The organism is Mesonia sp. K4-1, from assembly GCF_008017825.1.
Taxonomy (GTDB): domain Bacteria; phylum Bacteroidota; class Bacteroidia; order Flavobacteriales; family Flavobacteriaceae; genus Mesonia.
The window spans coordinates 307698-322653 of record NZ_VRLS01000052.1 but is presented as its reverse complement, the minus strand read 5'-3'; the positions used below and the strand labels follow the sequence as shown (position 1 = coordinate 322653).

8 protein-coding genes are annotated in these 14956 nt (G+C 33.9%); all 8 read left to right on the top strand.

From position 1 onward, the window contains the following. Nucleotides 1-49 precede the first annotated feature (49 nt). The 8 genes from FT986_RS09590 (at nucleotide 50) to FT986_RS09555 (ending at nucleotide 14938) form a co-directional block, all read left to right on the top strand. A complete protein-coding gene (locus FT986_RS09590) occupies nucleotides 50-2353 on the top strand; it encodes an NADP-dependent malic enzyme (RefSeq protein WP_147864841.1) in 2304 nt (767 codons plus the stop codon). Nucleotides 2354-2437: 84 nt separating this feature from the next. Beyond that, nucleotides 2438-3019 (top strand): Holliday junction branch migration protein RuvA, encoded by a 582-nt coding sequence (gene ruvA / locus FT986_RS09585; protein WP_147864840.1) that lies wholly within the window; start codon nucleotides 2438-2440, stop codon nucleotides 3017-3019. Nucleotides 3020-3025: 6 nt separating this feature from the next. Then, complete coding sequence (sprA, locus tag FT986_RS09580; protein ID WP_147864839.1) at nucleotides 3026-10315, top strand: cell surface protein SprA; 7290 nt, start codon at nucleotides 3026-3028, stop codon at nucleotides 10313-10315. 30 nt (nucleotides 10316-10345) lie between these two features. Further along, nucleotides 10346-10726 carry a glycine cleavage system protein GcvH gene (gcvH, locus tag FT986_RS09575; protein WP_111540701.1) on the top strand — a complete coding sequence of 127 codons (381 nt, stop codon included), beginning with the start codon at nucleotides 10346-10348 and terminating at the stop codon, nucleotides 10724-10726. Then, nucleotides 10692-11108 carry a VanZ family protein gene (locus FT986_RS09570; protein WP_111540700.1) on the top strand — a complete coding sequence of 139 codons (417 nt, stop codon included), beginning with the start codon at nucleotides 10692-10694 and terminating at the stop codon, nucleotides 11106-11108. Before gcvH ends, FT986_RS09570 begins: the two co-directional genes overlap by 35 nt. 52 nt (nucleotides 11109-11160) lie before the next feature. Then, nucleotides 11161-11880, top strand: a complete 720-nt coding sequence (locus FT986_RS09565) for an energy transducer TonB (protein WP_111540699.1) — start codon at nucleotides 11161-11163, stop codon at nucleotides 11878-11880. A 123-nt stretch (nucleotides 11881-12003) separates the two neighbouring features. Then, nucleotides 12004-12723, top strand: coding sequence for an energy transducer TonB (locus FT986_RS09560; RefSeq protein WP_147864838.1), 720 nt, complete (start codon nucleotides 12004-12006; stop codon nucleotides 12721-12723). 91 nt (nucleotides 12724-12814) lie between these two features. Continuing rightward, nucleotides 12815-14938 (top strand): gliding motility protein RemB, encoded by a 2124-nt coding sequence (locus FT986_RS09555; RefSeq protein ID WP_147864837.1) that lies wholly within the window; start codon nucleotides 12815-12817, stop codon nucleotides 14936-14938. Nucleotides 14939-14956 lie beyond the last annotated feature (18 nt).

Below are 14956 nucleotides of genomic sequence, written 5' to 3'. Positions count from 1 at the left end.
TCTATTCTAAATGGATGTTTACCTTTGTTAATCCTCAAAATATAACAAGATGAGCAGCAACGAACGCAAAAGAAGAGAAGCTTTAGTTTATCACGCAAAACCTAAACCGGGTAAAATAGAGGTGGTACCCACCAAGAAATATTCTACCCAAAGAGATCTATCTTTAGCCTATTCTCCAGGAGTTGCAGAACCTTGTTTGGAGATTGCAAAAGATATAGATAACGCGTATAAATATACAGCAAAGGGAAATCTTGTAGCTGTAATTTCTAACGGTACAGCGGTTTTAGGCTTGGGTGATATAGGACCATTAGCTTCAAAACCTGTAATGGAAGGGAAAGGTTTATTATTTAAAATTTTTGCAGATATAGATGTTTTTGATATTGAGGTAGATACTAAAGATGTGGAGTCATTTATTGAAACCGTCAAGAATATAGCTCCTACCTTTGGAGGAATAAATTTAGAAGATATCAAAGCTCCAGAAGCTTTTGAGATTGAAAGAAGGCTCGTAGAAGAGTTAGATATTCCCGTGATGCACGATGATCAGCACGGTACGGCAATTATTTCTTCTGCGGCTTTGTTAAACGCCTTAGAAATAGCAGAGAAAGAGATTTCAGAAATAAAAATAGTTGTTTCTGGTGCAGGTTCTGCAGCAATGGCGTGTATAAAATTATATTCTTTATTAGGAGTTAAAAAAGAGAATATTACGATGTTTGATGTAGATGGAGTTCTGCATAAAAATAGAACAGACTTATCGAGCATGCAAATGGAATTTTCTAATGCAAAAGAAAATCTCACTCTTGAAGAAGCTCTAGTTGGTGCCGATGTTTTCTTGGGACTTTCTGTAGGAAATATCATCACTCCAAAAATGTTATTGCAAATGAATAGTAACCCTATCGTTTTTGCAATGGCCAATCCTGTTCCTGAAATTGATTACGATCTTGCAGTAAAAACAAGAAAGGATATTATCATGGCGACAGGAAGAAGTGATAATCCTAATCAGGTAAATAATGTACTTGGTTTTCCATTCATTTTTAGAGGAGCTTTAGATGTTAGAGCGAGCAAGATTAATGAAGAAATGAAGATGGCAGCCGTAAAAGCTCTAGCTAATTTGGCGAAAGAGCCGGTTCCTGAACAAGTGAATATTGCCTACGGAGAAACGAAGCTTAATTTTGGAAAAGATTATATCATACCTAAACCTTTTGATCCTAGACTGTTAACCCAAGTGCCTCCAGCAGTTGCACGAGCAGCTATGGAGAGTGGTGTAGCAAAAGAACCAATTTATGACTGGCAACGGTATGAAGATGAATTGTATGAACGTTTAGGAGGAGATAATAAAATCACTCGTTTACTATTAAATAGAGCAAAAATGAATCCGAAAAGGGTCGTTTATGCTGAAGCAGATCATTTAGATGTGCTTAAAGCAGCTCAAATTAGTAGAGATGAAAGAGTATGTCAGCCTATTCTTTTAGGAAGAAGAGAGGTTATCTTAGAACTCATGCAAGAAATTGAGTTCGAGAATACTGATGACGTGATAATTATCGATCCAAAATCTGACGAGCAAAAGGAGCAAGTTAACGCTTACGCGGAAATATATTGGAAAAGGGCTCAGCGTCAAGGAATCACCCTTTATGAAGCGCAAAAACTATTAAGAGAGCGCAACTATTTTGCAGCGATGATGGTGAATGAAGGTGATGCCGATGCCTTATTATCGGGGTATTCTAGATCTTATCCTACCGTAGTAAAACCAATTTTAGACTTAATTGGTATGGCAAAAGGAGTCTCTAGAATTGCGGCGACCAACCTTATGAATACCTCTAGGGGACCAATTTTTATTAGTGATACCTCTATAAATATAAATCCTAATGCAGAAGATTTAGCGCGCATTGCAAAAATGACAAGCTATATTGTAAAAATGTTTGGGATGGAGCCTGTTATGGCAATGATTTCATATGCAAATTATGGTTCATCTAAACATCCAGAGGCTAGAAAAGTAAAAGATGCTGTTCAAATACTTCATGAGAAAAGTCCAGATTTATTGGTAGACGGAGAGTTGCAAGTAGATTTTGCACTCAATAAAGAAATGCTGCAAAGCAAATTCCCTTTTTCAAAATTAGCAGGAAGAAAAGTAAATTCATTAATATTCCCAAATTTAGATTCTGCCAATTCAAATTACAAATTAATTAAAGAGCTTAATAAAACTGATTCTATCGGACCAATTATGATGGGACTAAATAAGCCAGCACATGTTTTACAATTGGGAGCTAGTGTAGAAGAAATGGTAAATATGACAGCTGTTGCTGTAGTAGATGCACAAGAAAAAGAGAAAAAAAGACAAGCAGCATTAAGTATTTAATATTTTGACTGTTAAACTAAGAAATTAGGGTTTTGCTATCTTAATAAATTTCCTACATTTGAAGCTTTAACGTTTGCTTAACTTATGATAGAATACCTTAAAGGGAAAATGACACAAAAGAATCCTACAGATGTCACTGTAGAATGTGGAGGAATTGGGTATTTTTTAAATATATCATTGCATACATATTCCCTGTTGCCAGAAAACGAAAATATACTCATCTATACTTTTTTACAAGTAAGAGAAGATGCGCATACGTTATTTGGTTTTATGGAGAAATCTGAAAGAGAAATTTTTAAAAAACTTATTTCTGTTTCAGGGATTGGGGCAAGTATCGCAAGGACGATGCTTTCTTCATTAAGTCCAGGGCAAATTATTGAAGCCATCACTACAGAGAACGTACCAGAGATTCAAAGCGTTAAAGGAATTGGAGCAAAAACAGCTCAAAGAGTAATTATAGATTTAAAAGATAAGTTGGGAGAAATTGATTCATCAGGACAAATTTCTACTCTTCAACGCAATAGCCATAAAGATGAAGCGTTATCAGCATTAGAAACACTTGGTTACACGAGAAAACAATCTGAAAAAGTAGTCTCAAGAATCATTAGAAATAATGAAAGTGCTTCTGTAGAAACGATAATTAAGCTTGCTTTAAAAAACCTTTAATATAAATTGAAAAACATTTACTACTTTACTAAAGGATATAAAAGTAATTATATACTTATTTTTTTCTTGTTAAGCTGTACTTTTTTGTATAGCCAAGAAGAAAATGAAACTTCACAAGACTCTACAAAAACGGGTTATTCTACAGGGAATATTCAATTAGCAAATCCTAGTAGTATAGAACAAAAATATACATATGACCCTATTTTAGATAGATATATTTATACCGAAAAAATAGGGCGTGTAAATGTTGAATATCCAATGGTTTTAACACCAGAAGAGTATAGGGATTTGATTCTTCAGGAACAAATGAAGGATTATTTCAAACAAAAATCTGATGCGGTTGCGGGAAGAAGTGAAAATGCGGAAGAAGAGCAAAGAAATCTATTACCTATATTTTATGTTAACAATAGTTTCTTTGAAACAATATTTGGAGGTAGTGAAATAGAAGTGATTCCTCAAGGTTCTGTAGAAGTAGATTTGGGAGTTTTGTATACTAAGCAAGATAATCCTGCACTTTCGCCTCGTAACCGAAGTAATTTTACATTCGATTTTAATCAGCGTATCAGCTTAAGTTTATTAGGTAAAGTAGGAAAACGTTTAGATGTAAGCTTTAACTACGATACAGAGTCTACGTTTGATTTTCAAAATCAAATTAAGTTAGATTATACGCCAGATGAGGATGATATTGTAAGAAAAATAGAAGTAGGTAATGTAAGTATGCCTCTTAATAGTTCTTTGATGCAGGGGGCACAAAGTTTATTTGGTGTTAAAACGCAACTGCAGTTTGGTAAAACTACCGTTACAGGTGTTTTCTCTGAGCAAAACTCAGAAAGACAAACCACTAATATTCAAGGAGGGGGCGCGGTTCAAGAATTTGAGAAGTTTATTTTAGATTATGATGAGAATAGGCACTTCTTTTTAGCGCATTACTTTAGAGATCAATATAACCAGTCGCTTCAAAACTACCCTTTTATAAATAGTAATATTCAGGTAACTAGACTACAAATCTGGGTAACCAATAGGACTAACTCTACACAAGCATTAACCAATGCTAGAAATATTGTAGCGATTCAAGATTTAGGGGAATCTAATCCAGATAATGTAGGGGTTTTGCTCGATCAAAACGGAAATCCTGTGACACCTCCTGGATTTGCCAGTTTTTTAAATTCGACTCCAGGTGCTTATCCTAGTAACTCTAACAATGATTTTAACCCGTTAGGAATTACTGGACCGCAACAATCTGTTTTAACACCAGCTATTAGAGATATATCAACGGTAGATCAAGGTTTTGGTTCTAATTCTACGAGTGTAGACGAAGGTGTAGATTATGCCAAATTAGAAAATGCAAGACAATTAGATCCTAATGAATATACGTTAAATACGCAACTAGGTTATGTTTCTTTAAATCAAAGAATCAACAATGATGAAATTTTAGCAGTTGCCTTTCAATATACAGTTAACGGTCAAGTGTATCAGGTTGGAGAATTTGCAAATGATGGAGTACAAGCTACCCAATCTGGAACCAATCCTAATGCCAACCCAAGTGATCCAAATGATCCCAATAATCAAAATTCAATAGCGATTAATCAAAACTTAGTAGTAAAGCTTTTAAAGAGCCCAATTACGAATGTTAATGAACCTATTTGGGACTTAATGATGAAAAACATCTATAGTTTGGATGCTTTTCAATTAGAAAAGGAAGATTTTCGATTTAATATTTTATATACAGATCCGCAACCACTTAATTACATAAGTCAAGCGCCTAACTCATCGACCCCATTACCTCAAGATGTAGAAGATAAAAACTTATTACAGGTTTTTAATTTAGATAATTTAAATTTAAATAATGATCCTGTAGTCGATGGAGATGGTTTCTTTGATTATGTGCCAGGTTTAACCATAGATCCTCAAAATGGTAGGATTATATTTACATCGGTTGAGCCTTTTGGGGAATATTTATTTGATAAATTAGATACCACTCCAAATGGTGGGCCAGAGGATTATGATAATCCAAGTACTTATAATGGAAATCAAACCAAATATGTGTTTGGATCACTTTATAACACGACAAAAACACAGGCAGAACAAGAGCAAGCAGACAAAAATAAATTTCAGTTAAAAGGAAGTTATAAATCAAGCGGTCAAGATGGGATTCCTATTGGAGCTTTTAATGTTCCTCAAGGATCTGTAACGGTAACTGCTGGAGGTAGGGTACTACAAGAAGGTGTAGATTATACGGTAGATTATCAATTGGGTAGAGTTAAGATTTTAGATGAAGCTTTATTGGCTTCAGATACTCCTATTCAAGTTTCTACAGAAAATAATGCTTTATTCGGTCAACAAACCAAACGATTTACGGGAATTGATATTCAGCATCAGTTTAATGAAAACTTTTTAATAGGTGGTACTTATCTTAATCTTAACGAAAGACCATTAACTCAAAAAGCTAACTATAGCTACGAGCCTATTAATAATTCTATGTATGGTTTTAACATTAATTATTCTACAGAGGTTCCTTTCTTCACAAGGCTTGTTAATAAACTTCCGAATATAGATACCGACGTGGAGTCGAATTTTTCTGTAAGAGGTGAGTTTGCCTATTTAAAACCAGGTGCCCCTAAAGGAAATGATTTTAATGGTGTAGCAACTTCTTATGTAGATGATTTTGAAGCATCACAAACTTCTATTTCTATAATGACACCGCTCTCTTGGTCACTCTCTAGTGCACCAATTGGTTTTGGAGGAGAAAGAGCAAATAATGATTTGGCTTCGGCTTATAAAAGGGCTAAACTTAATTGGTACTCTATAGATCCTATATTTTATACTAATCAACGTCCAAGCGGAATTAGTGATGAAGATCTTTCAACCTATGCTACAAGAAGAGTTTTTATAGATGAAATTTTTCCTAATACAGATATTATACAAGGTCAGGCGCAAGCAATTTACACTTTAGATCTAAATTTTGATCCAGATTCTCGTGGTCAATATAACTTTAATCCAGCGGCAGCAGGAAGCAATCAACTGCCTAACCCAACAGATAATTTTGGGGGTATCATGCGAGAAATTACCACTACCAATTTTGAGCAATCTAACGTAGAGTTTATTGAATTTTGGGTAATGGATCCCTTTATCTACGAGGAAAATAATACCATAAATGAAGGTAAAATTACTTTTAACTTAGGTAGTATTTCTGAAGATGTACTTAAAGACGGAAGAAAACAATATGAAAATGGTTTGCCAGATGATGGAAATGTAGGAAATACCCTAGAAACTTCTTTTGGTAGAGTGCCTTCTAGTCAGTCCTTAGTATATGCTTTTGATACCGAGGGACAACAAAGGACTAATCAAGATTTAGGTTTAGATGGTTTAGATGATTTAGCGGAAGCTCAAAAGTTTTCCGGTTTTGGAGGTTTAGAAGATCCTGCAAACGATAATTACGAATATTATTTAAGTGCAGATGGCGATATTCTTAGTAGGTATAAAAACTATAATGGTACACAAGGAAATTCACCGACAGAAGTAGGTCAAAATAATAGAGGAAACACTACAATACCTTCGGTAGAAGATGTAAATAGAGATAATACCATGAATACTATTGACAGCTACTTTGAGTATGAAGTTCCTGTTTTTAGAGATATGGGAGTCAATAATAATACAAGTTCTGTAGCAGGTATTGATAACGATTATATTACTGATGTAAAAACACTTAGAACAACCCTTCAAAATGGAAGTGAGATGGATGTTCGTTGGGTGCAGTTTAAAATTCCGTTAAGGACAGAAAGTGAATACTCTGTAAATGGTATAGCCGATTTACGATCTGTGAGGTTTATGCGTATGTTTTTATCTGGTTTTAGTGATGATGTGGTATTGCGTTTTGGTACTTTAGACTTGGTTAGAGGAGATTATAGAAGATACAATCAAGCTTTGATTCCTAACGGAACAGATCCTGAAAATACACCAAGTACTACTTTAGAAGTTGCTGCCGTAAGTGAAGAGCAAACATCAGATTATGTTACTCCTCCAGGTGTTGTTCGAGAAGAATTAGTAAATAACAATCAAACCATTAGAGAAGATGAGCAATCTCTGTCTTTAACGGTTAAGAATTTAGCGCCACAAGATTCTAGAGGAGTTTATAAAAACTTTCAGGTAGATATGCGACAGTATAAAAACTTAGAAATGTTTTTACACGCCGAGAGTTTACCCTTTCCGTCACCCACTTTAATGGATGGTGAATTGACTGCATTTATTAGAATGGGAACCGATTTTTCTGATAACTTTTATCAAATTGAAATTCCGTTAACGGTAAGTGATGAAAACTCTACACAACCTAGAGCTGTTTGGCCCGTAGAAAATGATTTGAATTTGCCTATGGAATTACTTCAGCAAATAAAATCGTTGGTAATAGGGAATAGCGCGTATAACTCCATAGATCTCAATTTTTTCACTCCAGATTTAGCGCCGTCAAACTCCAGTAATGCAGGAGAGTTAAGAGTGGGAATCAAAGGGAATCCAAGTTTTGGAAACATTCGGGTTCTTATGTTGGGTTTAAAAAATACGGGAGCTACAGACGCCTCTGGGCAAGTTTGGTTTAACGAACTTCGTTTATCTGATTTAAAGAATGAAGGAGGTTGGGCTGCAGTATTAAATATGGATACCAATTTTGCTGATTTTGCTACAGTTTCGGCAACGGGGAGAAGAAGTACAGTTGGTTTTGGTACTATAGAACAAGGGCCAAACCAAAGAAGTAGAGAAGATGTAAAACAGTATGATGTTGTAAGTACTATTAATGTAGGTCAGCTGCTTCCTAAAGATTGGGGGATTAACATCCCTTTTAGTTACAGTAGAGGAGAAGAGCTTATAACCCCACAATATGACCCTGAATATTTAGATTTAGAGCTTGAAACTTTATTAGACAATACCGCAGATGAGGATAGAAAAGATGAGTTGCAAGAAAGAGCAGAAGATTATACAAAAAGACAAAGTGTAAGTGTAATTGGTCTAAGGAAAGATCGAACCAATCAAGATCGTAAACCTATGCCATACGATGTAGAGAACTTTTCTTTTTCAGGAACGTATAATCAAGAAGATCATAGAGATTTTGAGATAAAAGATGCATTAGATCAAAATGTAAATGTTGGGGCTACGTACGATTATGCTTTTGCACCTTTAAAATTAGAACCATTTAAAAACATTAAGTTTTTAGATAGTAGTGAATATTATAGACCTATTAAAGATTTTAATATTAATCCTCTACCGTCTAATATTTCAGCGAGTTCTAATATCATTAGACAGTATAATGAGCAGCAGTACAGAGAGATTAATTTGCCTCCAGGATCTATAGGATTACCTACTCTGTATCAAAGAAATTATACATTCGATTGGCAATATACAGTGAATCATAACTTAACAGAATCGCTTCGTTTTAACTTTAATAGTTCTAATAATCGTATTGTAAGAAATTACATTAATCAAGATAATGTTCAAGATAATTCTATTGGAGTTTGGGATGGTTTTTTTGAAATAGGAAATCCAAATCAACATTATCAAAGCTTTCAGTTAAATTATGATTTGCCGCTAGATAAAATTCCATTTCTAAAATTTATAAGAGCTCAATATTCTTATACAGGAAATTTCCAATGGCAAAAAGGTTCTGAAATATTAAACGATCTTCCAGGAATTCCAAATATTGGACATACCATTCAAAACTCAAATACACACCAAATCAACGGAACGTTTGAGATGAATACTCTTTATAAGTATTTAGGATTGGTTAAAAAGAGACCAGCTAGAGCGAGTAGTAGAGGTCCGCAGTTTGGAGCTCAAGAGAAAAGAAGTAGTTCTGCAAATAAATTAGGATTTTCAAGAAATCAAACTGCCGATGATGCTTCAAATGCTAGCGAGGATACATCGCTTTCGGCAGGTGATAAAGCTTTAAATACAGGTATTGGAATCATAACTTCTTTAAAAAGGTTAACATTAAACTATCAAGAGACGAATGGTATTTATCTTCCAGGATATACTAACGATGTAGGTTTTGCAGGAACATTAAAACCTACAGCAGGATTTACTTTTGGTAGCCAAGCAGATATTAGAGAGAAAGCGGCTGCTAGCGGATGGCTTACCTCTTACCAAGAGTTTAATGAGCAGTATACTGAAAATGAAAGTAAGAATTTAAGTATACAAGCTAATATAGATTTAATACCCGATTTGACATTAGATCTAAATGCTAATAGATTGTATTCTGAAACTTACACAGAAAATTACCGAGTAAATCAGCAAGATCTTCAGTATAGATCTTTAACGCCTAATACCTTTGGTAACTTTAATATTTCTACGATAATGATTAATTCTGCCTTTAGCAAAAGTGATAATCAGCAATCGGTAGCATTTGAAAAGTTTAGAGAGAATAGATTAGAAATAGCAAATAGGTTAGCTACATCTGCAGGAATAGATTTAACTGATCCTAATAATATCAATCAAGAGACGGGTTACCCTAAAGGTTTTGGTAGAAACAGCCAAGCAGTATTATTGCCTGCATTCCTATCGGCTTATACTACAAGTAATGCAGAAGATGTGAGTTTAGGAGTTTTTAGAGACACTCCATTACCTAACTGGAATTTAAAATATACGGGCTTAATGCGTTTAGGATGGTTTAAAGATAAATTTAAGCGATTTAGCGTTCAGCACGGATATACATCTATTTATAATGTAAATCAATTCCAAAGTAACTTAGATTTCGATAGAGCAAATCCGTACGGGGAAAACAATGTAGATCAATCTGGAAACTATAAAAATCCATTCTTAATTTCTAACATTAACCTTGTAGAACAATTTTCGCCATTAGTGAAAGTGGATATGGAATTGAAAAACTCTGTAAAAATTTTAGCAGAAATTAAAAAAGATAGACAACTATCCCTTAGTTTTGACAATAATTTGCTGACCGAGATTCAAGGAAATGAATATATTTTAGGATTAGGTTACCGTTTAAGAGATCTTAGACTCGCAACTAGAATCGCAGGAGAGCAAAGAATTATAAGGAGTGATTTAATCTTTAAGGCAGATTTATCTTACCGAAGAAATGAAACTATTATAAGGTATTTAGAATTTGATAATAGTCAAACAACTTCAGGTCAAGATATTTGGGGATTCAATTTCAATGTAGAGTACTCGCTTTCAAAAAACTTAACCGCAATATTTTATTACGATCATAGTTTTTCTGAATACGCAGTATCAACAGCATTTCCTCAAACCACCATTAGATCTGGATTTACCTTAAGGTATAATTTTGGAAATTAAAAAATATCAACCATACTAAATAACAACAAAATGAGTACACCTAGCGAATTAAAGTATACTAAAGATCACGAGTGGATTAAGATTGAGGGCGATATTGTAACCGTAGGGATTACAGAGTTTGCACAAGGAGAGTTAGGAGATATTGTATACGTAGAAGTAGAAACTGTAGATGAAACTTTAGAAAGAGAAGAAGTTTTTGGGACAGTAGAAGCAGTTAAAACAGTATCAGACCTTTTCTTACCAGTTTCGGGAGAGATCATTGAGTTTAATGAATCTTTAGAAGATGAGCCAGAAAAAGTAAATACAGATCCTTATGGAGATGGGTGGATGGTAAAAATTAGAATGACGGAACCAGACCAGATAAAGGATTTGCTAGATGCAGAAGCTTATAAAGAACTTATTGGCGCCTAGATTAACGTTATCTTTAGCCATTCTTTACTCTTTGGGGATTCTTTATGTTTCCTTAATGCGTACAGATGGATTGCCTAAAGTCAACTTTAATCAAATAGATAAAGTTTTTCATTTTGTAGCTTATTTAGGATTAACTAAATTATGGTACTTGTATTATATTAGTTGCAATTTGAAGAATGGTCTCAAAAAAAAATCTTTTTTAATAATTGGGCTGTTAGCAATTGCTTTTGGCATCCTTATTGAGATATTTCAAGATGTGATGACAAGTTATAGAACGATAGATAGTCTAGATGTATTGGCTAACACCTTGGGAGTTTTTACAGCTTATATTTTGGCATTAATGTTAAGATTGAGGGTTCAAAACTTTAAATCTAATGAATAGTTTATATTTTTTGTAAAAAATAATTACATTAGCAATTCGATAAAATTATATTATGGAACCAAAGAAAAATCCAAAAAAAGATTTAGGGAAAAGAAGTGTTCTTTTTTTTCAGCTAGGTCTTATTTTAATGCTTTTTATTACTTGGCGTGCCATCGAGTGGAAAACCTACGATAAAGAGGCAATCGATCAAGGAGTTGTTCAGTTTGATCAACTAGATGAGGAAGATGTGCCAATTACGCAAATTAAAACTCCACCGCCACCACCGCCACCGCCGCCACCAGCACCAGAAGTTATTGAGGTAGTTGAGGATGATGTGGAAATTGAGGAAGAAATAATTGAATCTACAGAGGTAACTAATGAGCCTATTATTGAGGTTGCTGAAGTAGAAGAAGCTCCTGAAGAGGTAATTGAAGATGTTCCATTTACAGCAATTGAAGATGTTCCGTTATTTCCTGGTTGTGAAAAATTCAAAACCAATAATGAGCGTAAGAAATGTATGAGTGACAAGATTAAAGATTTTGTTAACAGTAAATTTAATACGGACTTAGGATCAGAATTAGGTCTTACAGGAGTAAATAGAGTTTACGTACGTTTTAAAATTGATAATAAGGGAAAAATCACAGGAGTTCAAGCTAGAGCACCTCACCCAAGACTTCAAAAGGAAGCTGAGCGTGTAGTGAATATGCTGCCAAATATGACTCCAGGTAAACAAAGAGGAAAACCAGTAGGTGTACTTTATTCTTTACCAATTATATTCCAAGTACAGGATTAAGTAAAAGCTTAACTTATTATATATTAAAGCCTTTAATTGAGAAATTAAAGGCTTTTTCTGTTCAAATATATTTTTTGGCAATATTATTGATTTTATAGTTTCATAACATAAAATCAAGATGTCATGAGAGAAAACAAACCTACCCGTAAAAGTAACGTCGTGTATTTTCAAATAGGCTTAATTGCAGCTTTGTTGCTGACTATTTTTGTAATTGAAAATAAAACGGAAGTAAAAATTTTAAAGCCTGAAACAGCTCACGCAAGAGAATTGGATTCAGAAACGCCGTTTGTATTTCATATGCCTAAAGAGAAGCCAGAAGTTAAGCAGCCTATAAAAGAAAATAAGACTTCTAAAAAACTACCTACGCAACCAACTGAAAAGCCTTTGGTAAAGCCTACTGTTATAGAGCCTTCTGAGCCCAATGATCCTGTTGATTATGATCCTAGAAAAATTGATTTTGAACAACCTATCGATAAACCTATTGAAAATATAGATTTTAGAAAAGTAGAAATGGCTCCAGTTTTTCCTGGGTGTGAGATTTATGAGACTCAAGAAGAAATTAAATCCTGTTTTTCATCACAAATCGCTAAAGTAATTAAAAAGAAATTTGACGGAGACCTAGCGGCCGAGCTTAATTTACAAGGAGAACAAAGAATTTATGTAACTTTTACGGTAAATGATAAGGGTTGGGTTGAAAATATAAAAACAAGATCGATTCATGAAGAGCTTGCAAATGAAGCTCAAAGAGTGGTAAAATTGTTGCCAAAAATGCAACCCGGTCAGCAACAAGATAAGAAGGTATCGGTAAAATATAGTCTTCCCATTATATTTCATATTCGGTAAGCTTATGAAAAGAGTGTAACGGTAAAGCTTATGGTTTTACCGTTTTAAAAATAGTTTTACGTATATTTCGGCCGAATTTATGACCGAAACTATGCGTAATTTTTTTGTTCTTTTCTTTACATTATCTATAGTGATTTCCGCGAAAGCGCAAATATTAATTTCTGATGTAGAACAATATCCTTTATTCGAAGCATGTGAAAATGTGAGCTTAGAGCAGCAAGAAAACTGTTTTAGACAAACTCTTAATCTATTTGTAAAAGAGAATCTTCAGTTACCAGAAAATCTAGCTAAAGATGATTATTCGGGAAATGTGACTGTATTATTTGAGGTTACTAAAGAGGGGGAATTTAAAGTTTTGTACGTAGATGCTATAAATGGAGATTTAAAGCAAGAAGTGACTAGAGTATTCTTAGAACTTCCTGTAATCAAACCTGCGACTTATAATGGTAAACCCGCATATATTCAGTTTAGGTATCCTATTTATGTTCCTTTTTCAGGTGAAAACGATATTAATTTACAGAAAGATGATAGTTTCGCTCAAGGCGGAAATAAAAACGCGAAGAAAATAGATGATAGAGAATCTACAGAGTATGCCGATGTGGAAAAAGCATATAAAAAGTATGAATATCGTGAGTTTGAGAGTAAAATAAATATACCGTTTTCTCACGAAGGGTATAGTCGGTTTGATGCTGAACTGAATCGAGTTGGTACTAACTCGCATACTGCGACGAAACCATTTCTTTACCAAACAGTAAACAAGTATTATGATTTTAAAGAGGAAAATAAAAAGCTAGAATTAGAAGGGGATTCTTGGTTACATCGCAAATTTTTTAACGAACATCTAGTAAGACTTCAAGGAGAAAATTATTGGTTTACTGCAGATGTAGCAGCAGATTTGCAAGTAGGTAAAGATTTTGGTGCTGATTTTGGAAGTACCTATAATAACACTCGTGCTGCGGTAGTACAAGGAGGAATTGGTAAAACCATAAATTTTTACGCAGCAGTATATGAAAGTCAAGGAAGGTTTGCTCGTTACTTTAATAATTATGCAGAATCTATTCGTCCAGATGGAGGGAATCCTGCTGTAATTCCGTCAAGGGGAATAGCAAAAAGTTTCAAAGAAGATTCCTATGATTATCCTATTGCAGAAGGTTATATTTCTTACTCTCCTAATGAAACATTTAACCTTCAATTTGGTCACGGGAAAAATTTTATTGGTGATGGTTATCGTTCGTTATTAATGAGTGATGTGGCAAGTCCGTACCCATATTTCAAAATTAATACTACCTTCTGGAAATTTAAATATACCAATACGTGGATGTCTTTGCGAGACATTCGTCCAGAAGTAACCGATAGCGGTTCTTTTAGAACTAAATATATGGCAACGCATTATTTAAGTTATAATATCACTAAACGTCTAAACATTGGTTTATTTGAATCTGTTTTATGGGAAAATGATAACGACCGTGGTTTTGATTTAAATTACTTAAATCCGATTATATTTTATCGAGCTATTGAGTTTTCAACGGGTTCTAGAGGAGGAAATGCCTTAATAGGTCTAGCATATAAATACAAAATATCCAATCAATTAAACGCATATGGGCAATTAATGATAGATGAGTTTTCTTCTAAGGATGTTATAGGAGGAGAGAATAGTTATAAAAATAAGTTAGGCTATCAATTAGGGTTAAAATATTTTAATGCATTTAAAATTGATAATCTCTATTTGCAATTAGAGTATAATCGTGTACGCCCTTATACTTATTCGCATAATACGGTGACCTTAAATTATGGACACAATAATCAGCCTATGGCCCATATTAGAGGTTCAAATTTTAGCGAAACTATAGCTATTGCTAGGTATCGGTTAAATAGATGGTACGGGCAAGCTAAATTTATGTTTGGAGCAAAAGGCTATGAAATCACATTAGATAAGGATCCTTTCTATGGTGGAGATATTTACGGTACTGAAGATGATAGAATTGCAGATAAAGGAAATGAGCTATACCAAGGGAATAAAGCTAATTTTACTTACGCGGAATTAGAATTAGGTTATTTGGTAAATCCTGCTACAAACTTGAAAATTTATACCAGTTTAATACAGCGGAATCTATCACCTACCATTAGTAATACAGAACTTAACCTTGTAGAAAATACCACTTGGGTTAATTTTGGGTTTAGAACAGATTTGTTTAATTGGTATTATGATTTTTAATCTCTTCTCAAAAATATT

Coding starts and splice junctions, on each gene's coding strand:
- FT986_RS09590 (WP_147864841.1), top strand. CDS start 50: ATGAGCAGCAACGAACGCAAAAGAAGAGAAGCTTTAGTTTATCACGCA.
- ruvA (WP_147864840.1), top strand. CDS start 2,438: ATGATAGAATACCTTAAAGGGAAAATGACACAAAAGAATCCTACAGAT.
- gcvH (WP_111540701.1), top strand. CDS start 10,346: ATGAGTACACCTAGCGAATTAAAGTATACTAAAGATCACGAGTGGATT.
- FT986_RS09570 (WP_111540700.1), top strand. CDS start 10,692: ATGCAGAAGCTTATAAAGAACTTATTGGCGCCTAGATTAACGTTATCT.
- FT986_RS09565 (WP_111540699.1), top strand. CDS start 11,161: ATGGAACCAAAGAAAAATCCAAAAAAAGATTTAGGGAAAAGAAGTGTT.
- FT986_RS09560 (WP_147864838.1), top strand. CDS start 12,004: ATGAGAGAAAACAAACCTACCCGTAAAAGTAACGTCGTGTATTTTCAA.
- FT986_RS09555 (WP_147864837.1), top strand. CDS start 12,815: ATGCGTAATTTTTTTGTTCTTTTCTTTACATTATCTATAGTGATTTCC.